We start from the raw sequence: 21,368 nt of genomic DNA, 5'->3' as shown, positions 1-21,368 counted from the left end.
GAATCTAGTTTGTCAACGAGGGTTAACAACTAGATAAATTATTGCATTAACGTTTTGTTGTTCAGTTTTCAAGGTTCATCCGCTTTTTTACAGCGACTTTCTCAATATAACATGTTTCCCTTTTTGAGTCAACTACTTTTTTAAAGTAATTATATTTTTTATTTGAACTCATTAAGAGAAAACATTATGTCGTTCAGCGACGTTAATTATATTACAATAAACATTCCCGAAATGTCAACACATTTAACGAAAAAATTTTTCGAGGAAAAATAAAAATTATTTAACCTCGAAAAATTATGTTTTAACTATCTATATACTTTACTGCTCATGATAATGTTTAGTATTTGCTCGATATAATCGATGACTAATGGATTCATTTTTGGACTCAATTTCTTCAATTATAATGTATCCTTTTTCAATTAAAAATTCAACGAAAAGCTCCAATTCAACTGAGTAATATCTGAGTTCATGATGATTATGTAAATCTTGGATTGTCCAAAGATCTTTTGTAATAAGGGTTTCCATAATATGTTGAGAGCATGATTGAATTCTAGAATTCATAGAAAATTCAATCGCTAAAAATAATAACTCTAATCTTTTTTCAATACTTTCTCTACTTGTAACTAACTCTTCGTATAATTTGTAAATGGAAGGTTCGATTTTTTTTACTTGCGACCAAACTGTCACTTCTGGATATAGACCGCTTTCGATGATTGATAGTCTCGCCAAATATTGAAGAGATTTTACTACATGATTGTATGCATCTAAATAATCTCCACGTTGAAAAAACTCTTTTCCTTCATGATAACTTCTTACTAATTTCGCAAACTGCACGCCCGCCTTAATTTTTCGTCCGAAAAAGGAGAAATCCTCCAACTTCATTTTTAAATTACTCATATATTCATTGCGCTCAAACATGACTTTCCCATGGAAAATCCAGTCTACTAATCGACGGTTTCTACCTATGTAAATCCATTTATTTATTAAATCTTCAGTTACGACATGCATTGCAACTTTTCGTTCCTCGTAACAATAGTGCTTTGTAAAAATCGGTTGCTGGGCTTCTTTAACAATAATTAAAATAATCGTATCAAATGTATCTGTTAAATTGATTTGATCTTCACGTTTATTAACGAGTATTACTCCTAAGGTTTCAGGTTGACTTGCACGTTCTTGATAAATGGAACGTAGTATATAATCCATGTATAGTCCTCCTATTTTACGATTATCATAATTCCTTTCGACATTAGGGAGAAGAATCCTTCTTTTTTCTTTCTATTTCTCGATTCTTCTTGTCTATGTTATATTAATATCAAGATTGGGAGGGCACTCTAATGAATAAAAAATATTCAAGCAAAATTAATAGAATACGTTCCTTCGCACTTGCACTAATTTTCATCGGATTTATAGTCATGTATGGTGCCGTATTTTTCAGAAATAGTGTTATATTAGTTCTACTTTTTATGGGTTTAGGTTTATTATGTATTATTGCCAGCACTGTTGTTTATCTTTGGATCGGAATGTTATCAACCCGGGCAGTGAAAGTAGTTTGTCCAAATTGTGGTAAGCATACAAAAATGTTAGGACGTGTAGATATTTGCATGTATTGCAACGAACCATTGACTTTAGATCCGTCACTAGAAGGAAAAGAATTCAGTGAAGATTACAATAAAAAATCGAAAAATAATCAATAAAACGAATGAGCCTGTCCAAATAGTACAGAACTTTTTGGGCAGGCTCAAATTCTTATGACCAATATTTTTTATCATTTTCGCAACTATTTATCTGCGACGAATGTATTTGTTCTCATTTTTCACCTTTCAAGTAACTCAACCGTTATCATCCAACTCTTTATAAAAAAGATAAACATTAATCGCATACAAGCTATCTTTATGAAGACATAAAAAACCTAGCAACGAAAGTTACTAGGATTTTTTATAGCACTTGCTTATTCTTTTGTTCTAGACAGTCAGGGCATGTTCCATAAACTTCAAGGCGGTGAGAATTAACTTTGTAACCAGTAACATGAGATGCGAAGTGTTCAACTTCTTTTAATGCTGGGTAGTGGAAATCAGTAATTTTCCCACATCCTTCGCAAATCATATGATAATGGTCGTTTGTTACAAAATCAAAACGACTCGCTGCATCACCATAAGTTAATTCTTTAACTAAACCTGCTTCACGAAATACACGTAAATTGTTGTATACTGTAGCAACACTCATGTTTGGAAATTTACCTTCCAATGATTTATATATTTCATCAGCAGTTGGATGAGACATAGAATTAATTAAATATTCCAAAATAGCATGACGTTGTGGAGTAATTCTTACGCCCGTTGCCTTTAACGTGTCTAGAGCATTTTTTAGATGCAATTCAGACATCGTCATGCACCTCTTTCCACTCATTATTAATTGATAATCGTTATAAATAGTGTACCTAAATAATTGAAATTCGTCAACAATTCGACATATTTAAACTCTCGGTATATTGATTTTCTCAAATTCTTTTATTATGTTCAATATATTATTTATTGGAAGTTTTCATCATGATAACAATCTAATTTTTAAATAATATTTATTCTAATTTAAAATTAATATCCACGCAAAATATCCATAACATTTTCTAAATCTCTCTCACCGTTCATCCACTTTCTTAAGCTTGGTTTAAATATTTCAAAGCTACGTTCTAAATATCTTGAAGACCGGCTTGAAATATGAGGTGAGAGCGTTACATTATCCATTTCCCAAAGCTTGCTATCACTCGGTAATGGTTCCGTTTCATAAACATCTAACACTGCATGGAAAATTTGCTTTTCTTCAAGTGCTTTTATTAAATCTTCTGTTCGCACTAAATCTCCTCGTCCAAAATTCATAAAAATGCAATTATTTTTCATTAAAGTAAAATCTTCATAAGTCAACAAGTATTTTGTTTCTTTTGTACTTGGCAAAATAGAGATGACAATATCCGCTTTAGGTAACAATTGTTTTAATTTATCCATTGAATGCGTTTCATTCATGTATAGAGCACTTTCTCCGCTGCGGTTGAGTCCAATTGTGTATACTTCAAATGCTTGTAACATACGCCCAACTTCACTGCCAATAGCTCCTGGGCCTAAAATAAGAGCAGTTGAACCATTTAATTCATACAATTTTGTTTGTTGATTCCAAATTTTTTCTGACTGCTGTTTATAAATAAATGGCAATGCTCTTTTAATCGATAACAGATGAGCTAATATCGATTCTGCCATTGGTTTTTTATGTATGCCTCGCACATTTGAAACAACAATACCTCTATCGGCAATTGCTTGTGCAGGCATTTTTTCAATTCCAGCAGAAGCTACAAAAATCCACTCTACTTTTTCAGCAATTTTAATTTTTTCATTATCTAAATCTTCCCCGTAAGTAACTAACACTTCCGATTTCGCTAATTCTTCTTCATCGATTTTTTTATGGAAAACAAAATCAACTTCAGGAAAATCTTTTAGTAAAGATTCTTTTAAATCTGGTCTTGGATCAAATGTGAAATAAACCCTCATATCGTTACTCCCCTTTAAAATCACGCAAATATTGCAAAACTTCTTTAATATGATCTTTTACGCGAACTTTTCTCCATTCCTTCATAATGATTCCATTTTCATCTATTAGAAATGTAGAACGTTCAATTCCCATATATTCTTTTCCAAAATTTTTCTTTAAAACCCAAACGCCGTATTTTTTACATACTTCATGATTTTCATCTACTAGCAAAGTAAATGGTAAATTATATTTTTCAATAAACTTTTTGTGTCGTTCTGCCGAATCTCCACTAACACCTAATATCACCGCATTCAAATCGGCAAAGGATTCATGATGGTCACGGAAATCACAAGCTTCCGTAGTACAACCAGGCGTCATATCTTTCGGATAAAAATACAGAATTACTTTCTTTCCTCGAAAATCACTTAAGCTCACTGGTTCACCATTTTCATTTAACAGCGTGAAATCTGGTGCTTCTTTATTTACTAAAGATTCATTCATAAAAATTCCTCCCTTTTGAATATCCTACCGAACCGCGTAAAATGTTTCAATTTCTTTGGCGTATTATACCAAAGAAGGCTAAAATAAAGTTAAAGTTGAAATTATAAAATGGAGGCAATACGATGATTCACACAAAATCTGAAGAAGTATATCAAGAAGCTTTACAACATATCGTAGGAGGAGTAAATAGCCCTTCACGTTCCTATAAAGCGGTCGGAGGAGGGGCACCCGTTGTAATGGCAAAAGGAGAAGGACCATATTTTTGGGATGTAGATGGTAACCGCTACATTGACTATTTAGCTGGATATGGTCCAATTATTACTGGCTTTGGACACCCACACATTGCAAAAGCCATAAAATTAGCTGCTGATACAGGGGTGCTTTTTGGAACTCCAACGGTTCACGAAGTAAAATTTGCAAAAATGTTAAAAGAAGCTATTCCATCTTTAGATAAAGTGCGTTTTACTAATTCCGGTACAGAAGCTGTAATGACGACTGTTCGTGTAGCTCGCGCCTATACTGGACGGACAAAAATCATCAAATTTGAAGGCTGTTATCATGGGCATTTCGACCAAGTATTAGTAGCTGCAGGTTCTGGACCAGCAACTCTAGGTTCACCAGACTCTGCTGGCGTTCCTGTAACAGTTGCTACAGAAGTCATTACGGTTCCTTATAATGATACTGAACAATTCCAAATGGCAATGGATAAATGGGGAGAAGACGTTGCTGCTATTTTAATTGAGCCAATCGTTGGAAACTTCGGTATGGTTATGCCAAAACCAGGTTTTTTAGAATATGTTCATAAAGTTGCAAAAGAATTTGGTGCTCTTACGATATATGATGAAGTGATAACAGCTTTCCGGTTCCATTATGGAGCTGCTCAAGACTTGCTAGGACTAACGCCAGATTTAACGGCAATGGGTAAAATTATCGGAGGAGGCCTACCAATTGGTGCGTATGGCGGCCGCAAGGAAATCATGGATACAGTAGCCCCACTAGGACCAGCCTATCAAGCTGGAACAATGGCAGGAAATCCTGCGTCTATGTTAGCTGGAATCGCTTGTCTTGAAGTATTGCAAACACCGGGAGTATATGAAGAAATGGATCGTCTAGGTGCAATGCTTGAAAAAGGAATTTTAGATGCTGCGGAGAAACATGGCATCACAATAACAGTCAACCGAATAAAAGGAGCGCTTACGGTATACTTTACAAGCGAAAAAGTTGAAAATTATAAACAAGCAGAACAATCGGATGGCGAAATGTTTGCCAAATTCTTTAAATTAATGCTTTCAAAAGGAATCAACTTGGCTCCATCCAAATACGAGGCGTGGTTCTTAACAACTGAACATAAAGAAGAGGATATTCTTGAAACGATTGATGCTGTAAATTATGCATTTTCAAAATTAAAATAAAAAATGCAAGTATGGAATACTATGCTTCACTCCTAATAATTTTGGGATATGTTGCCTTCTGCAAGCTAAATGGGATACAATAGGATTTCATGCTTTAACCATATTTTCAATACTTATTTTTTGACTAGCATATTTCCTTGGGGGATTTATTAATATAAATGAGAATCAGATTGTTATTGAATTATTTACTTCATTTTAATTTCTTAAAACTTTATAAAGTGGGGGCTACATTATGCAATTAGGCGCCCGAGTATTAAAAACAGGAGTAGCAATCGTCTTTTCTTTATTTTTAGCAGAACTTTTAAGTCTTCCATCGCCTGTTTTTGCTGGTATTGCTGCAATCTTTGCAATTCAACCTTCCATCTATCGTTCATATTTGACGATTGTGGAACAAATTCAAGGAAACTTGATTGGAGCAGTTGTCGCAGTTTTATTCGGGCTATTTTTCGGCCATCATATTGTGGCAATTGGTATCGCAGCAATTATTGTCATTGGCATTATGCTAAAATTGAAATTAAATTCATCCCTTTCATTAGCTCTCGTTACAGTAGTAGTTATTATGGTATATGAAGGCAATGATTTTTTGGAATTTAGTATCATTCGTTTCGCAACGGTAATGATTGGAGTATTTGCTTCTTTTATCGTCAATATGATTTTCCTGCCACCTCGTTATGAAGTAAAGTTATTTAGACTTATTCAAACACTGCAGGATGATATCATTCGATGGTCGAGATTAGCGATTCGAGGTGCTTCAGAGCATGTCTCAACAAAAAAAGCTTTAAGTAAATTTGAAAAAAGACTCTCTGAAATTGAATCAATTTATGATTTATATAAGGAAGAGAGGCAATATAGCAAAAAGAAACGAAATACGCAACTTCGCAGGCTTGTTGTGTATCGTCAAATGATTTTGACAACAAAGAAAAGTTTTGAGTTGCTCGTGAGACTTCATAAGCACGAAAATGAAATCGTCCATTTACCAATCGCATTCCAAACAATGCTTCAAGAGCGATTAGACTTTTTGCTAACGTATCATGAACAACTGTTATTGAAATATACTGGAAAACTTCGATCTGAGCATTCAAAATGGTCTGTTAGTAAACATCATTTAAATCGTTCGGAAGTAATGGAACAATTAATTAAACAAATCGAGATTGAAAAACAACGTGAAGGTGAAGAAGAGTTTTCTAGCTATCATTTATTCTATATTTTTTCACGAATTCTTGATTATGAGGAAAACTTGGAACATCTTGATACTTTAATCGTTTCCTTCCGCAACTTCCATAGCCAAGACCGCAATGAAGATTTAGAAGAGCAATTTTATTAATGGAGGGTTTTCTAAAGATAAGGGCTGTCCAGAAAGTCGAACACTTTCTGAACAGCCTTACTTCTTATAGTAATATTCTCTTAAAAACTTTGCTCCTGCGGTGGTCACATCAAACGCGCCCCCTTTGTTGGCTGAAAAATATTTTATTGTAGTTTTTCAACATCAACTATCATAATGATTCCACTATCATAAGATAGGGCTCCATCTTTTTTCCATTTACTTAAATAGTTACTGATTTTTTGACGGCTGCAACCAAGATAATTCGCCATTTCTTCATGGGTCAAAGGAGATTCAATTAATAGTACTCCTTCTTTATCTTTTGCCATTTTTAAAAGCAACCATCGTAACCGTTCAGGAACTGTCATCGTAGAAAGCACGAAGTTTAACTGTTCCGCTTTTTCTAATTGTTGTATCAAAGAATCAAAAATAAAACTTTCTCTTATATAAGGATTATGTAATAAATCAATCGGCATTGAATAAAGTATACAATCTGTCAGCGCCACAGCGTATCTTGTATATTCCTGACATCCCTTTAAATATTCTAAATATCCAAAAAACTCATTTGACTCGTTTAAAGAAATGGTCGTTGTTTTACCATCTAAAGAATCCGCAGCCAGTTTCACTATTCCCTTTTCAATATAATAAAATGAATTTATTTTCTCTCCTGTTTGATAAATCGGTTTTCCCCTTTTTACTGTAACTAACTCACCGAATTGCATTAATTTATCTGCGATTTTTCCCATAATTCCTCCTTATATACTTTGATTATACTAAAATCTTTTAATTTTGTAACAAAAGTGACAGAAATTATTTTTATTAATGATTAAAATTTCTTTTAACAACAAAACCCATTAATTTAGTTTGTTTTATAAGAAATTAGGTGAATGAAAATGACCGAACATATTGTATTACAGAACGTATACAAAACGTTTTCTAAGAAAAATCATTCCGAGACAGTTGCATTAGAAGATGTTTCACTATCAATAAAACGTGGTGAATTCATCTCCTTACTTGGACCTTCTGGATGTGGGAAATCTACATTATTAAATATCATTGCTGGACTTGAAAAAGAAACTTCTGGACAAGTGCTAATTAATGGCTCACCGATTACAGGGCCTGGAAATGATCGTATTGTTGTTTTTCAAGAATCCGGCTTATTTCCTTGGATGACTGTTTTAGAAAATGTCATGTATGGATTGCTTATAAAAAAAGTGCCAAAAGAAGAAGCAAAGATGCGGGCAATGAATTGGATTCAAAAAGTGCACCTTGGCAAGTTTGCTGACAGAAGCCCTCATGAATTATCTGGAGGGATGAAGCAGCGAGTTGCTATTGCTCGAGCTTTAGTAATGGACCCAGAAATATTATTAATGGATGAACCTTTCGCTGCATTAGATGAACAAACGCGAATGGTACTTCATCAAGAACTGGAGACCTTATGGAGAGAAACGGGTAAAACAGTTATTTTTGTTACCCACAACATTCGTGAAGCTGTCGTTCTTTCAGATCGAATTGTATTAATGAAAACACGGCCAGGTGGAATAAAAAATATATTTTCAGTGCAGGCAGCACGTCCACGCAATTCATCCGACAGCATTTTAAATTATTTAGAAACTCGCATTTTATCTGAGCTTGAGCAAGAGATGGAAAAAGTGCTGAAGGAGGAATTAGGCAGTGATTACGCACTTAAGAAGGATCGCCTTCATATTGATCCTCATAATAATTTGGGAAGCGATATCTAAACTCCAACTATTTCCTGCATTTATGTGGCCACCCCTACTTTTTCCAAATGAACCTGGGGGAGTAACTGTATTTAAAACTTTCATTAGTGGAATTGCCTCTGGTCAATTGCTAGAAGCTACAGGTGCTTCCCTACTAAGGCTGATTATCGGATTTATTATTGCTGTCGTAATTGGGCTGCTACTAGGATTATTAATTTATAAATATAAAGTTGTAGATGATACGCTTGGATTTTTTGTAACAAGCTTACAGGCGATTCCAAATATCGTTTGGTTGCCGCTAGCCATTTTATGGTTCGGACTAGGGGTAGGATCTGTTCTATTTATTGTCATATTAGGTGCCGCCATCTCTGTGACCATTACATCGAGCGCTGCATTTAAAGGAGTAAATCCCCTATTGATACGTGTAGCACAAACGATGGGATCTTCTGGCTGGCATTTATTCCGAACTGTTATTTTTAAAGCTTCCATCCCGCAGCTAATTGCAGGACTTCGCATTGCTTGGGCTCTTGCTTGGCGAGCAGTTCTTGCTGGAGAATTACTTGGCGGCGGTGGTGGCGGTCTTGGAACATTGCTTGACTTAGGCCGCTCTATTCAAGCGATGGATTTAATTTTCAGCATCATGATCATCATCGGAATCATTGGCTCTCTAATAGACAATATTGTCTTCGTTCGCCTCGAAAAATTTGTATTCCGTAAATGGGGCATTTCATCAACTTAAAAGGAGATGTAAAAATGAAAAAGATTTTATACTTAGCGATTTTATCACTTATCGTATTTGTACTCGCTGCATGTGGAAACAGCGGTTCAGAAAATAGTGGAGAATCTGGAGGTAGTTCTGAAGCAACTGAAATTCGTATCGGCTATTTCCCAAATATGACACATATCGCAACAATTGTGGCATTGAAAAAAGGATATTTTGAAGAACAATTTGGCGATGTAAAGATTTCTACAAATACTTTTAGTGATGGTTCTTCCTTCATGGAAGCTATGTCAACTAACGCCATTGATATCGGTACAGTAGGACCTACTCCAGCTTTAAACACATTTATTAAAAATCCAAAACACGAAATTATTTCAGGTGCAGTTAACGGTGGAGCGGTTTTAGTTGTTGCTGGCGATTCAAATATAAACTCTGTGCAAGATTTAGTTGGTAAAAAAATCGCTATCCCAACATTCGGTAGTACGCAAGATGTTGGTTTAAGAAAATCTCTAATTGACGCTGGGGTAAATGTGAAAGATGTCATTACAGTTAAACAAGCACCAGCTGATACAGCAGCATTAATATTAAAAGGAGAATTAGATGGTGCTGCAACTCAAGAACCTTGGGGAGTAAATATCGAAACAACTGCAGGTGCTAAATTATTATTAGATGAAAATGAATTTGCTTGGGGCAGTGAATCAACAAACACTGTTGTAGTAGCACAAACAAAATTTACAGAAGCTAACCCAGAACTTACAAAAAAATATTTAAAAGCGCATATTCAAGCGATTCAATTTATTAATGAAAATCCAGATGAAGCGATTCAACTATTCTTAGATCATATTAAAGAAATTACAGGTAAAGAGCTTTCATCTGATGAAGTAACGAAAGCATTTGCTCGATTAAAAGCGACAACAGATGTAAATGAAGATGTCATTAAAGAAATGGCAGTAATTTCAAAAGAAGCCGGATACATTAATTCTGACAACATCGAAGGACTTGTAAACCTTTCTTATTTAAATGAAGTATTAAATGAACAATAATAACAAAATTTTATTGTAAAATGCGGGCACTTAACCAAGTCTTGTCCTTATCCTATGGGTATGAGCAACTTGGAGAAGTTGCCCGTCTTCGTTTAATGAAAGTACTGTTAATTTTTAGTAACACTCTTTGAAAGGACGTCCATTATGAAAAGATATAATTCGATCGTAGAACTTATTGGCAACACGCCCATTGTGAAATTAAATAAACTACCTTCTCCTGAAGGAGCAAACGTTTATATAAAATTGGAATCTTTTAACCCTGGTGGGAGCGTAAAAGACCGCGCTGCCTATAATATGATTGTACGTGCAGAAAAAGAAGGAAAATTAATCCCTGGGAAAAGTACCGTCATTGAACCAACGTCAGGAAATACAGGAATCGGGCTTGCAATGGTTTGTGCAGTTAGAGGTTATCGTTGTATTATTACGATGCCTGATAATGCAACGAAAGAACGCATTCAATTAATGCGGGCATATGGAGCAGAAGTGTACTTAACTCCAAGTCATTTGAGAATGCAAGGTGCCATTGATGAAGCATATCGAATTGCAGCAAACATTCCAGATCACTTCATTCCACTCCAATTCGAGAACGAAGCCAATTCGGATGCTCATCGAAATACAACAGCGGTTGAAATATTAAATGCTTTCGGAAATCAACTAGATGCTTTTGTTTTAACAGCAGGTACTGGCGGCACTATTACAGGTACAGGAGAAGAATTGAAGAAAGCTTTGCCAAACTTGAAAATTTACGTTGTTGAACCAGCTGGATCTCCAGTACTCGCTGGTGGAAGCCCAGGGCCACACAAAATCCCAGGCACAGGACCAGGATTCATCCCTAAAATTTTAAATACAAACATTTATGATAAAATTCTTCATATAGAAGATGGAGCTGCCCAAGAGACAGCAAGACGTCTAGCTAGTGAAGAAGGAATTTTAGTCGGTGCATCTGGCGCAGCTTCTGCCTATTTTGCAATTCAATTTGCGAAAGACCTTCCTAAACAAGCAAATGTGCTGTGCCTTGCACCTGATACTGGAGAACGATACTTATCGACAGATTTATTTGAAGTATAAATAAAGATCCAAAGTCAATAATGCTAAAAAGAGCTTGCTAGAATGACAAAAATTCCAGCAAGCTCTTATTTATCAAATTGGAAAGACTTTAGTTTTTCATTTTTGGATCAAGCGCATCTCTTAATCCGTCCCCCATTAAGTTAAATCCAAGAACAGTTAACATAATTGCAAGTCCAGGGAAAATCATTGTCCAAGGTGCATTCATTAAATAAATGCGCGCATCCGCTAACATTTTACCCCATTCTGGTTGTGGCGGTTCCGCTCCTAACCCTAAGAAGCTGAGAGCTGCCGCTTCAATGATAGCAGTCGCAATTGCTAATGTACCTTGAACGATGACTGGTGCAAAAGAGTTTGGCAATATGTGTCTTAATAATATTCTGGAATCTTTCATTCCAATTGCCTTTGCTGCTGTTATATATTCTTCTTCTTTAACACTTAATACTTTTGAACGAATTAACCTTCCAAAATTCGGCACGTTTACGATAGCAATCGCAATGAGAGCATTTTGTAAGGAACTACCTAAAATTGAAACAATTGCAATAGCCAATAATATACTTGGAAAGGCTAGTAAAATATCAAAGAACCTTGAAATGATCGTATCAACCCATCGACCATAATAGCCTGCAATGATTCCTAAAAAACTACCAAGAACAGCAGACAATACAACCGCACCAAAGCCGACTGTTAAAGAAATTTGTGCCCCCCATACAACACGAGAAAAAATATCTCTTCCAAATTCATCTGTTCCAAACCAAAATTCACTTGAAGGAGGTACTAAATGAGTGCTTGGATCTCCTAACTTTTGCTCGTTAATCCCTTCAGGAGCAATAATTGGAGCAAAAAGTGCAACAAGGATGAAAAACAATACAATGACTGTTCCCGCTACAGCCGATTTACTTCTTAGAAAAGTGCGTAACGCTTCTTTCCAAGGAGACGTCACTTTATCTTCCACTACTTGCACATTCATGTCTTTTGTTGCTGTTTCTGCCATAGTCTCCCCCTCCTTCTAGTTGTACTTAATTCGCTTGTCAATGAATGAATATAAAATATCGACAATAAAGTTGATAATGACGAAGAGAAATGCCACAACTAAAATGCCAGATTGAATCACCGGATAATCCCTAAATCCAATTGCTTCATATATGTAGCGACCAATTCCTGGCCAACTAAAAATTGTTTCTGTTAAAATAGCTCCACCTAACAGCAATCCAGTTTGTAAACCAATTACCGTTAAAATTGGAATAATTGCATTTTTTAAAGCATGTTTATACACGACAATAAACATTTTTTGTCCTTTTGCACGAGCTGTGCGAATGTAATCAGATCGCATTACTTCAAGCATAGATGAACGAGTCATTCTGGCAATAATCGCCATCGGGATAGTTGCAAGAGCCATTCCAGGCAAAATTAGGTGTTTTACGACTGTTCCAAATTGATCATATCTACCATGAATTAATGTATCGATTAAATAAAAATGCGTTATGGCCATAATTGGATCTCGTACTTCCTCACGTCCAGAAGTAGGAAACCATCCTAAATTAATGCTGAACAACCATTGTTCTAACAAACCAAGCCAAAACACTGGCACCGATACGCCAATTAAAGCAATTACCATTGCTAAATAATCAAACCAAGTATTTTGGAACCAAGCCGATATAATACCAGCATTCATTCCGATTACAACTGCAATAAACATCGCAAAAAACGCTAATTCAAAGGTTGCGGCAAGATATGGCCAAATTTCAGTAGATATTGGTTGATTTGTTCGGATAGATACCCCTAAGTCTCCTGTAAGCAACCCTTTTAAGTAATCAAAATATTGAATATACCACGGATTATTTAGTCCTAAATTTTCTCTTAATGCTTCCACAGATTCTTTTGTTGCTTGTTGTCCTAAAATCATTTGGGCTGGATCCCCAGGAATTGCACGAATAATTAAAAATACAATAAAAGTCATTCCAAGAAGCACAGGGATTAGTTGCAAAAATCTACGCCCTATGTAGTGAAGCATATTCTTCACCCCTCTACAAATGGTATAAATGCTTGGCACTCATACAACTTGCATGAGTGCCTTGCATGAAATTACTGAATTTCTACATTCGATAATACTTCTGAACCCGTTGGATGTGGTTTGTAGTTCGTTACACCTTTCTTAGCAGCAAGAAGTGGTATAGAGTGAGCTAATGGTACCCAAGGAGCGTCTTCTTTTATAATCTCTTGAGCTTTCTTATATAGCTCATTTCTCTTTTCTTCGTCTACTTCAGATTGAGCTTGGATTAGTAAGTTGTGAACTTCTTCGTTCGCATAGTACGCATAGTTATTGCTTCCGATTGTATCTTTATCTAGTAATGTATAAATGAAGTTATCTGCATCCCCATTGTCACCAGTCCAACCTAATAAGAATGCATCGAATTCACCATTTTTCGCCATATCTAAATATGTTGCCCATTCTGCTGTTTTAATTTCAGATGGAATTCCAACGTCTTGTAAGTTTTTCTGAATAGCTTCAGCAATTTTTCTTCCATCTGGCATATATGGACGTGGTACAGGCATCGCCCAAAGTTCAATTGGTGTACCATCATATCCAGCTTCAGCAAGAAGAGCTTTTGCTTTTTCTGGATCATATTCATAATCTTTTATCGCATCATTATAACCGCTAATAGATGGTGGCATTGGGTTTACTGCCACTTCAGCTCTTCCCAAATAGAATGCGTCTACAATCGCTTGTTTATCAATTGCATGGTTCACTGCTTGACGCACTAGTTTATTATCAAATGGTGGACGAGTGTTAGTTAAACCTAAATAACCAATATTCATAGATGGTCGTTCAATTAGTTGTAAATTCGCGTTTGCTTCAACTGATTGTGCATCTGATGGATTAATTCCGTCTGCTAAATCGATTTCCCCAGCAACTAATGCATTTAAGCGCGCTGAGTTATCAGGAATAGAGCGGAAAATAACTTTGTCTAACTTTGGTAAACCTTCTTGCCAGTAATCTTCAAATTTTTCAAGTGTAATAGAATCATTTCGTTTCCATTCAACAAACTTAAATGGTCCAGTACCAACTGGATTATCTCCAAAGCTTTCACCATATTGATCTAAAGCTGTAGGTGAAGCAATACCGAATGGGAACATCGCTAAGTTTTTCAAGAATGGTGCTTGTGGTCTTGATAATTTAAAGATAACCGTATAATCGCCATCAGCAATTACTTCACTAATAATATCTTCTCCATCAGCTTTAAACATGGAGTGATAGTAATAGAATTTTTCTGAAGCTCCAGCTTTCCAGCGTTCGAAGTTTTTCACTACCGCTTCAGCATTGAAATCTGTACCATCATGGAACTTGACACCTTCACGTAGTTTAAACGTATACGTTAAACCATCTTCACTTACTTCCCAGCTCTCAGCAAGTCCTGGGTGAATCGTTGTATCTTGCTCACCGAAATTTACTAATGTTTCATATATGTTGATTGTTACTTTTGCTGATTCACCATCTGTAACAATCGCTGGGTCTAGAGATACTGAATCTCCACCGCGTCCAAATACTAATACTTGCGGTACATTTGATTTTTTGTCTCCGTCCGTTTCAGCTGGTTCATTCGCTTTATCATTACCGCTACAAGCAGCCAAAACGAATATCAGTAGAAGCAGTCCTACTGACCAAAGTTTTTTTAACATAAAACCCCTCCTAATTTCAAATCTTAAATTTATGTCATTGCTGCGGTTCATCATAAAGATGACACGCAACAGAATGACCAGGTTTAACTTCTTTTAATTCTGGAACTATTGTCTTACATGCTTCTGTTGCAAATGGACATCTTTGTTGGAATAAACAACCATTCTTTGGTAGAGATTCTGCAACATCTCCTTGAATCAAGATTTGTTCCTTTTGATAAGTAGGGTCCGGTATTGGAACTGAAGAAAGCAACACTTTTGTATATGGATGTAACGGTTCCTCGTAAAGAGATTCGCATTCTGCTAATTCTACTAATCTTCCTAAATACATGACCCCTACACGATCACTAATGTGTCGTACAACACCTAAATCATGTGCAATAAATATATATGTTAGTTTCAAATCTTCTTGTAAGCGCTTCATTAGATTTAGAACTTGAGCCTGTATCGAAACGTCTAATGCTGACACTGGTTCATCAGCAATGATGAGTTTTGGATTTGTCATTAGAGCTCTTGCAATACCAATTCGCTGTCTTTGCCCACCGCTAAATTGGTGGGGATATCTTTTTGCATGGTACGAATTTAAACCAACGATTTGGAGAAATTCTTTTACCATTTCTTTTCGAACACTTTTATTTCCAATACCATGAACAATTAACGGTTCTTCTAATATTTGTTCAACAGTATGTCTTGGATTTAATGAAGCATAAGGGTCTTGGAACACCATTTGTAAATCTCTTCTTGCTTTCCGCATCTCACTTTTTGAGAGAGATGTTAGTTCAATGCCATTAAAATAGATTTTTCCATCCGTCGGCTCCAAAAGCCGCATAATCATTCTTCCTGTTGTGGACTTTCCACAGCCCGATTCCCCCACAATGCCCAGTGTCTCACCTTCATATACTTCAAACGAAACACCATCAACCGCTTTCACTACATCAGTTGTTTTTGAAAATCCCTTTTTTTTCTTGGGAAAATGTTTTTTTAATTGTTCAACTTTCAACAGCACGTTTGTCATAAACTGTCCCCTCCCCTTTTTCCAATAAGAAACATCTTGCCTTATGATTGGCTGAAACATCATATATTGGAGGATTTTCATTAAAGCAACGTTCTCTCGCAAATTCACATCTTGGTGCAAATCGACATCCTACTTTTATTGACCCAGGTTTCGGCACTGCACCAGGAATAGAATAGAGCGTTTCTTTTTTCTCTCGCATATCTGGAACTGATTGAATTAATCCTCTTGTATATGGATGGCTCGGATTTTTAAATATTTCCATCACTGGTGCTTCTTCCACAATTTGTCCACTATACATAACAATTACTCGTTCACATATTTCCGCCACTACCCCTAAATCGTGGGTAATGAGTAGAACAGCTGAATTGAATTTTTTATTCAAGTCTTGCATTAGTTTCATAATTTGCGCTTGGATTGTTACATCCAAAGCGGTTGTCGGTTCATCAGCAATAACTAGTTTCGGATTACATGCCAAAGCCATCGCGATCATTACACGTTGTCTCATCCCCCCTGATAATTGATGGGGATATTCTTTCATCAATTCTTCTGCTCGACGAAGCCCAACAAGTTTCATCATTTCAATGGCATGATTGGCAGCCTTCTTTTTATCCCACTTATTATGTATTCGAATAGCCTCAATCAATTGGTTACCAATTGTATAGAGAGGATTTAGAGACGTCATTGGTTCTTGAAATATCATGGCAATATCTTTTCCACGAATCTTTCTCATTTCTTTTTCAGAAAGCTTCGTTAAGTCTTTGCCTTCAAGTAATATTTCACCTGATGTAATTTTTCCTGGAGGGTTTGGAACTAGTCCCATTATGGATAACGAGGTAACACTTTTCCCGCAACCAGATTCTCCAACAATTCCTAATATCTCTCCCTCATAAACTTTAAAATCTATATGATCTACTGCAGGAATTTTTCCGTCGTTAGTAAAAAACGTCGTTTCTAATCCTTTTACCTCTAACAACACTTTTCTTTCCATGTATTCACCCCATTTGTTTTTTTGTAGCTTCGTGTTGAAAAATTGACTCATTTTACTTTTTAATTAGAATTTTCTGAAATAATATTGCAAAAAAATTCGCTTGAATGAATGGCTTAGTTAATCATCCTTCTACCTTAAATCAAAAATACTACTAGTAAAAAAATAGAATATCATAATATAATGATTTAATTTTAACAAATTCCAGATAAGAAAAAAAATTCCCTAAACTAAAAATTTTTCCATTTTACTAAACATTTTATACTTTTATATCTAACCTAGCAATATTTGTTTTTATTACAGAAAATTTAGAATTATTCAATTTATTCAATCCGACAAAAGTTTTATTTTGTTTTTTTATCTATATAAGGTGATGAAGAAATTAAATATTTTTAGAGCATAACATTATTTTCAACATAAAAAAACACCCAACCTCAATTGGTTGAGTGCAAAATCAATTATTCTAAATGTTGTATTTGGAATAAATCATGGTAAACTCCCTTTTTCGACATTAACGACTCATGAGTTCCTTCTTCAATTAGTTCACCATGATCGATAACAAATATTTTATCTGCATGGGTAATTGTTGAAAGACGGTGGGCAATAATGATTGTCGTTCTATCACTTGCCAAACGTTCCAAAGATTCCTGAATTAACGCTTCACTTTCTAAATCCAAAGCGGAAGTTGCTTCATCTAACACTAATATCGGAGGATTTTTTAAGAACACCCTTGCAATCGCGATGCGTTGTTTTTGACCTCCAGAAAGCTTCACACCTCGTTCTCCCACTTTTGTGTCATAGCCATTTGGCAAGGACATAATAAAATCATGAGCGTTTGCTGCTTTTGCTGCAGCAACGACTTCTTCATCAGTTGCATCTGGTTTTCCCATTAAAATATTTTGTTTCACTGAATCGCTGAATAAAATATTGTCTTGCAATACAATCCCAATTTGCGAGCGCAATGATTTAATATCTACATCCCGCACATCTCGATCGTCAATTTTTACCGAACCACCCGTTACATCATAAAAGCGTGGAATGAGGCTAACAATCGTCGATTTTCCTCCACCGCTCATTCCTACAAACGCTGCTGTTTCTCCTGGTTGAATTGTAAAGTTTACATTTTTCAAGACTGGGTTTCCTTCTTCTTCATACTTAAATTCAACATTTTTAAACTCTACTTTCCCCGATACAGGTGGTAAAGGCAATGCATTCGATTTATTTTGAACATCATATTCTTCATCCATCAAACTAAACATTCGGTCCATGGAAGCAATGGATTGAGTAAGCGTTGTCGATGAGTTCACCAATCTTCTTAGCGGTGCATACAACCGTTCGATATAACCCATGAAGGCTGCCATTTCTCCGACAGAAAGTTGTCCATTAATGATTAAATATGATGCAAAACCAATCACTAATAATGGCGCAATATCCGTTATAGTGTTAACAACCGCAAAAGATTTTGCATTCCATCTTGTATGATCCAACGATTTTTCTAAAAACTCTCCATTTTCTTTATCAAAAATCTTTTGCTCATGTTCCTCAAGAGCAAAACTTTTTATGATGCTGATGCCGCTTACTCTTTCATGTAAATAGCTTTGTACATTTGCTAACGCTTGCGAACGTATTCTTGTTAATGCCCTTAGTCTTCCAAAAAAATATTTTACGCTAATTGCAAATAAAGGAAGAGAAATAATAGAAACAATTGTTAACTTCCAATTCATTGTTAACATGATTCCTATTACAATAAGAATCGTCGTCATATCAAGCCACAAGTTCATAAGACCAATCATCACGAAGTTTTTCGTTGATTCGACATCATTGATTACACGGGATATAATATCTCCTGCACGATGATTGGAATAATATTTCAAGCTTAATTTTTGCAAATGTACAAACAGTTTTTTTCGAATATCAAACAACACTTTATTGCTGACGTGTTGGGCAAAATATTGTCGGTAATATTCAACAGGTGGACGAATAATAAAGAAAATAATAATCGCTCCACCTAGCCAATAAACCAATTGCTCAATACGCTCGGCATTCGTTAATTCCGTATTTAATATAATATCATCGATTACAATTTTAGTTAAAAACGGAATAAATAAAGGAATAGCAAACTTAATAACTCCTATAATGAGGGTTAAAATGATTTCCCAATAATAGGGTTTTACAAATTGCATATATCTTCTAATACTATCCAAATATCGTCACATCCTTAATGCCACCCAAAGTTAGTTGAGTTCAAATTTTACTAATTGATATTTCATAAATATAACGTTTATATTTTACCACAATAAAAAGACGTCTCTTCATGTGAGACGCCATTGTTCGTTATTTATCGTTAGACCGCATGTCTTTATAAAATAAATAACGGTTTGTCCAAACTTCAATAAAGTCTTGGGCAAAAGGCCCTTTTTTTTGCTTTACCCAGCTCAACAATTTCGTTACATTTCGCTTTAAAATTTTATCAATTACTTCTGGATATCCCATTTCATTTTTATGTTGTTCATATTCATCTTCGTCTAATAATGTGTAAGATTTATCTGGAAATACTTTTATATCCAAGTCATAATCAATGTATTTAATTGCGTTATTGTCAAATACGAAAGGAGAACTCATGTTGCAGTAATAATAAACTCCATCTTCACGCAACATGCAAATAATATTAAACCAATGTTCTGCATGAAAATAACATATGGAAGGTTCCCTTGTAAGCCAAGTTCGACCATCCGCTTCCGTTACGAGCGTTCTGTCATTCGCTCCAATAATAATATTTTTCGTTCCTTTTAAAACCATCGTTTCATGCCAAACTCGGTGGATGCTTCCATTATGTTTATAACTATGTATTTGTATGGTTTCTCCTTCTTTCGGTACCGTCATTTTAGCCCCACCTTTACTCTTTCTCTATATACTCACGTTTATTATATCAATGTTTATAAAAACTTGTAGAAAATTACACATTCTTTATTTATTATATTTAGAAATTTCCTTTTTTTCTATTTAAAATGTCATAAAATTACATAAAAGCTGTGTGACAATAAGCTACAAATACAAAAATAAGGTATAGACAGACGTCTATACCTGGAAGTGAAATTTATTCACTCATTGAATAATACCTTATTTGTTGTTATTGCGGTTGTTGTTTTGTTGGTTTTGTTGATTTTGTTGTTGTTTATTTTGTTGATCTTGACGAGTTTGTTGAAAATCTTGTTCTTGAGCAAACTCCTCTTGGTTATTTTTGTTGCGATTTTTTGCCATGAATGTTCACCTCCACGCTAGATATTGTGGACAGATGAACAGGTTATTATTCCAAAGGTTTAAAAATATATTGTTTCAGAAAATTCTTAATTTTTATCATTGGCACAGGAAGTGGTAATTCCTCAATTTCTTTTAATGTTACGAACTGAACCATGTCTCCTAATGGTCCAATTTCTTTTACTTCTACTAAATGACATCGTAAATTCCAAATGAGATGTGAAAATACATGTTTTTGTTCAAAAAAATCTTCTTCCAATACTTTTGTAATTTTAACATTGTATGTTTTTTCAAAAGATTTCCCTGTTTCTTCAGGTGATTTTTCCACAAAAATCATCGGAAATTGCCACATATTTGCAAGCAAGCCATCACTATGTCGTCTTTCAAATAAGACTTTCCCATCATTCACTGCGATGTAAACATAGTAATATTCGTTTTTTACTTTTGTTTTCTTCGACTTTATTGGCAACTGGTCTGCGTCACCTTCCATAAAACTGACACAATATTCTCTAACAGGACAAAGTAAACATTTTGGTGAAGTCGGAGTACAAATCATCGCTCCCAAATCCATTAATGCTTGATTAAAATCGCCTGGGTATTCAGGATGAATAAGTTGTTCGACAGCTTTTTCAAATGTTTTGCGAGTTTTTGGAAGGGCAATATCTTCTGTTATATGTAAAACTCGGCTCAACACACGCATGACATTTCCGTCGACTGCGTGTTCTGGAAGATTATACGCAATGCTTAATATCGCTCCAGCAGTATAGGAACCTATACCTTTTAATTGTTGTAAATCATGGCGATTGTTCGGAACAATACCCCCGTATTTTTCTACAACTTCTTTAACGCCGCTTTGTAAATTACGTGCTCTTGAATAATATCCTAAGCCTTCCCACATTTTTAATAATTCTTCTTCATCGGCATATGCTAAAGCTTCAATCGAAGGATATTTCTCTATAAAACGATGATAATAAGGAATAACCGTATCAACTCTTGTTTGTTGAAGCATCACTTCTGATACCCAAATTTTATATGGATCTTTCGTACGTCTCCAAGGTAAGTCTCTTTTTTCACGGTGAAACCATTCGACAAGACTTTGTCGAAATTGTTGCGAATATGGATATTTCACTAG

General features: G+C 35.2%; 21 protein-coding genes. 7 read left to right on the top strand and 14 right to left on the bottom strand.

Annotated elements, in window-relative coordinates:
- Nucleotides 1-318: 318 nt before the first annotated feature.
- Nucleotides 319-1,203, bottom strand: coding sequence for a nucleotidyltransferase-like protein (locus NST00_RS06215; protein ID WP_096552214.1), 885 nt, complete (start codon nt 1,201-1,203; stop codon nt 319-321).
- Nucleotides 1,204-1,334: 131 nt separating this feature from the next.
- Between NST00_RS06215 and NST00_RS06210 the strand changes: the two genes are divergently transcribed.
- The gene (locus tag NST00_RS06210) at nt 1,335-1,694 is read left to right on the top strand and encodes a YgzB family protein (RefSeq protein WP_016837846.1); all 360 of its coding nucleotides are present in this window, start codon (nt 1,335-1,337) and stop codon (nt 1,692-1,694) included.
- A 241-nt stretch (nt 1,695-1,935) separates the two neighbouring features.
- Here NST00_RS06210 and perR read toward each other — a convergent pair whose 3' ends face one another.
- The 3 genes from perR to bcp all read right to left on the bottom strand — a co-directional run bounded on the left by perR (nt 1,936) and on the right by bcp (nt 4,017).
- Nucleotides 1,936-2,388, bottom strand: a complete 453-nt coding sequence (gene perR, locus NST00_RS06205) for a peroxide-responsive transcriptional repressor PerR (protein ID WP_040764514.1) — start codon at nt 2,386-2,388, stop codon at nt 1,936-1,938.
- 203 nt (nt 2,389-2,591) lie between these two features.
- Nucleotides 2,592-3,536, bottom strand: coding sequence for a D-2-hydroxyacid dehydrogenase (locus NST00_RS06200; protein ID WP_340709757.1), 945 nt, complete (start codon nt 3,534-3,536; stop codon nt 2,592-2,594).
- A 4-nt stretch (nt 3,537-3,540) separates the two neighbouring features.
- Nucleotides 3,541-4,017 carry a thioredoxin-dependent thiol peroxidase gene (gene bcp / locus NST00_RS06195; protein ID WP_096552220.1) on the bottom strand — a complete coding sequence of 159 codons (477 nt, stop codon included), beginning with the start codon at nt 4,015-4,017 and terminating at the stop codon, nt 3,541-3,543.
- A 122-nt stretch (nt 4,018-4,139) separates the two neighbouring features.
- Between bcp and NST00_RS06190 the strand changes: the two genes are divergently transcribed.
- Together NST00_RS06190 and NST00_RS06185 are read left to right on the top strand one after the other, a co-directional pair.
- On the top strand, nt 4,140-5,429 hold the full coding sequence (locus NST00_RS06190) for a glutamate-1-semialdehyde 2,1-aminomutase (RefSeq protein ID WP_016837850.1): 1,290 nt from the start codon (nt 4,140-4,142) through the stop codon (nt 5,427-5,429).
- Between the two features lie 232 nt (nt 5,430-5,661).
- Nucleotides 5,662-6,753 (top strand): FUSC family protein, encoded by a 1,092-nt coding sequence (locus NST00_RS06185; RefSeq protein WP_016837851.1) that lies wholly within the window; start codon nt 5,662-5,664, stop codon nt 6,751-6,753.
- A gap of 143 nt (nt 6,754-6,896) precedes the next feature.
- Here NST00_RS06185 and NST00_RS06180 read toward each other — a convergent pair whose 3' ends face one another.
- On the bottom strand, nt 6,897-7,496 hold the full coding sequence (locus tag NST00_RS06180; protein WP_016837852.1) for a Crp/Fnr family transcriptional regulator: 600 nt from the start codon (nt 7,494-7,496) through the stop codon (nt 6,897-6,899).
- Nucleotides 7,497-7,643: 147 nt separating this feature from the next.
- On the opposite strand from NST00_RS06180, the gene NST00_RS06175 reads away from it, so the two are divergent.
- The 4 genes from NST00_RS06175 to cysK all read left to right on the top strand — a co-directional run bounded on the left by NST00_RS06175 (nt 7,644) and on the right by cysK (nt 11,303).
- Nucleotides 7,644-8,492: an ABC transporter ATP-binding protein gene (locus NST00_RS06175; protein WP_016837853.1), complete on the top strand. Its 849-nt coding sequence runs from the start codon at nt 7,644-7,646 to the stop codon at nt 8,490-8,492.
- On the top strand, nt 8,458-9,210 hold the full coding sequence (locus NST00_RS06170) for an ABC transporter permease (protein ID WP_016837854.1): 753 nt from the start codon (nt 8,458-8,460) through the stop codon (nt 9,208-9,210). The genes NST00_RS06175 and NST00_RS06170 overlap by 35 nt, the downstream gene beginning before the upstream one ends.
- 14 nt (nt 9,211-9,224) lie before the next feature.
- A complete protein-coding gene (locus tag NST00_RS06165; protein WP_168412755.1) occupies nt 9,225-10,235 on the top strand; it encodes an aliphatic sulfonate ABC transporter substrate-binding protein in 1,011 nt (336 codons plus the stop codon).
- A gap of 144 nt (nt 10,236-10,379) precedes the next feature.
- Complete coding sequence (cysK, locus tag NST00_RS06160) at nt 10,380-11,303, top strand: cysteine synthase A (RefSeq protein ID WP_016837856.1); 924 nt, start codon at nt 10,380-10,382, stop codon at nt 11,301-11,303.
- An 88-nt stretch (nt 11,304-11,391) separates the two neighbouring features.
- Here the strand turns inward: cysK and NST00_RS06155 are convergent, their stop codons facing one another.
- From NST00_RS06155 to mutY, 9 genes are all read right to left on the bottom strand, one after another.
- Nucleotides 11,392-12,294, bottom strand: coding sequence for an ABC transporter permease (locus NST00_RS06155; RefSeq protein ID WP_016837857.1), 903 nt, complete (start codon nt 12,292-12,294; stop codon nt 11,392-11,394).
- 15 nt (nt 12,295-12,309) lie between these two features.
- Complete coding sequence (locus NST00_RS06150) at nt 12,310-13,314, bottom strand: ABC transporter permease (RefSeq protein WP_340709756.1); 1,005 nt, start codon at nt 13,312-13,314, stop codon at nt 12,310-12,312.
- Nucleotides 13,315-13,385: 71 nt separating this feature from the next.
- Nucleotides 13,386-14,981 carry an ABC transporter substrate-binding protein gene (locus NST00_RS06145; RefSeq protein ID WP_016837859.1) on the bottom strand — a complete coding sequence of 532 codons (1,596 nt, stop codon included), beginning with the start codon at nt 14,979-14,981 and terminating at the stop codon, nt 13,386-13,388.
- Between the two features lie 34 nt (nt 14,982-15,015).
- Nucleotides 15,016-15,993, bottom strand: a complete 978-nt coding sequence (locus tag NST00_RS06140) for an ABC transporter ATP-binding protein (protein ID WP_016837860.1) — start codon at nt 15,991-15,993, stop codon at nt 15,016-15,018.
- Nucleotides 15,968-16,981, bottom strand: coding sequence for an ABC transporter ATP-binding protein (locus NST00_RS06135; protein WP_016837861.1), 1,014 nt, complete (start codon nt 16,979-16,981; stop codon nt 15,968-15,970). Before NST00_RS06135 ends, NST00_RS06140 begins: the two co-directional genes overlap by 26 nt.
- 455 nt (nt 16,982-17,436) lie before the next feature.
- Complete coding sequence (locus NST00_RS06130) at nt 17,437-19,182, bottom strand: ABC transporter ATP-binding protein (RefSeq protein ID WP_339287963.1); 1,746 nt, start codon at nt 19,180-19,182, stop codon at nt 17,437-17,439.
- Nucleotides 19,183-19,312: 130 nt separating this feature from the next.
- Nucleotides 19,313-19,861, bottom strand: a complete 549-nt coding sequence (gene ntdP / locus NST00_RS06125) for a nucleoside tri-diphosphate phosphatase (RefSeq protein ID WP_016837863.1) — start codon at nt 19,859-19,861, stop codon at nt 19,313-19,315.
- A 237-nt stretch (nt 19,862-20,098) separates the two neighbouring features.
- On the bottom strand, nt 20,099-20,239 hold the full coding sequence (locus NST00_RS06120; protein WP_016837864.1) for a hypothetical protein: 141 nt from the start codon (nt 20,237-20,239) through the stop codon (nt 20,099-20,101).
- Between the two features lie 46 nt (nt 20,240-20,285).
- Nucleotides 20,286-21,365, bottom strand: a complete 1,080-nt coding sequence (mutY, locus tag NST00_RS06115) for an A/G-specific adenine glycosylase (RefSeq protein ID WP_168412753.1) — start codon at nt 21,363-21,365, stop codon at nt 20,286-20,288.
- Nucleotides 21,366-21,368 lie beyond the last annotated feature (3 nt).

Origin of the sequence: Ureibacillus sp. FSL K6-0165 (assembly GCF_038004285.1) — a bacterium.
In the GTDB taxonomy this organism is placed as follows: Bacteria; Bacillota; Bacilli; order Bacillales_A; family Planococcaceae; genus Ureibacillus; species Ureibacillus thermosphaericus.
The sequence above is the reverse complement of the archived record's forward strand: the minus strand, read 5'-3'. Positions and strand labels throughout refer to the sequence as shown.

Coding starts and splice junctions, on each gene's coding strand:
- NST00_RS06215 (WP_096552214.1), bottom strand. CDS start 1,203: ATGGATTATATACTACGTTCCATTTATCAAGAACGTGCAAGTCAACCT.
- NST00_RS06210 (WP_016837846.1), top strand. CDS start 1,335: ATGAATAAAAAATATTCAAGCAAAATTAATAGAATACGTTCCTTCGCA.
- perR (WP_040764514.1), bottom strand. CDS start 2,388: ATGACGATGTCTGAATTGCATCTAAAAAATGCTCTAGACACGTTAAAG.
- NST00_RS06200 (WP_340709757.1), bottom strand. CDS start 3,536: ATGAGGGTTTATTTCACATTTGATCCAAGACCAGATTTAAAAGAATCT.
- bcp (WP_096552220.1), bottom strand. CDS start 4,017: ATGAATGAATCTTTAGTAAATAAAGAAGCACCAGATTTCACGCTGTTA.
- NST00_RS06190 (WP_016837850.1), top strand. CDS start 4,140: ATGATTCACACAAAATCTGAAGAAGTATATCAAGAAGCTTTACAACAT.
- NST00_RS06185 (WP_016837851.1), top strand. CDS start 5,662: ATGCAATTAGGCGCCCGAGTATTAAAAACAGGAGTAGCAATCGTCTTT.
- NST00_RS06180 (WP_016837852.1), bottom strand. CDS start 7,496: ATGGGAAAAATCGCAGATAAATTAATGCAATTCGGTGAGTTAGTTACA.
- NST00_RS06175 (WP_016837853.1), top strand. CDS start 7,644: ATGACCGAACATATTGTATTACAGAACGTATACAAAACGTTTTCTAAG.
- NST00_RS06165 (WP_168412755.1), top strand. CDS start 9,225: ATGAAAAAGATTTTATACTTAGCGATTTTATCACTTATCGTATTTGTA.
- cysK (WP_016837856.1), top strand. CDS start 10,380: ATGAAAAGATATAATTCGATCGTAGAACTTATTGGCAACACGCCCATT.
- NST00_RS06155 (WP_016837857.1), bottom strand. CDS start 12,294: ATGGCAGAAACAGCAACAAAAGACATGAATGTGCAAGTAGTGGAAGAT.
- NST00_RS06150 (WP_340709756.1), bottom strand. CDS start 13,314: ATGCTTCACTACATAGGGCGTAGATTTTTGCAACTAATCCCTGTGCTT.
- NST00_RS06145 (WP_016837859.1), bottom strand. CDS start 14,981: ATGTTAAAAAAACTTTGGTCAGTAGGACTGCTTCTACTGATATTCGTT.
- NST00_RS06140 (WP_016837860.1), bottom strand. CDS start 15,993: ATGACAAACGTGCTGTTGAAAGTTGAACAATTAAAAAAACATTTTCCC.
- NST00_RS06135 (WP_016837861.1), bottom strand. CDS start 16,981: ATGGAAAGAAAAGTGTTGTTAGAGGTAAAAGGATTAGAAACGACGTTT.
- ntdP (WP_016837863.1), bottom strand. CDS start 19,861: ATGACGGTACCGAAAGAAGGAGAAACCATACAAATACATAGTTATAAA.
- NST00_RS06120 (WP_016837864.1), bottom strand. CDS start 20,239: ATGGCAAAAAATCGCAACAAAAATAACCAAGAGGAGTTTGCTCAAGAA.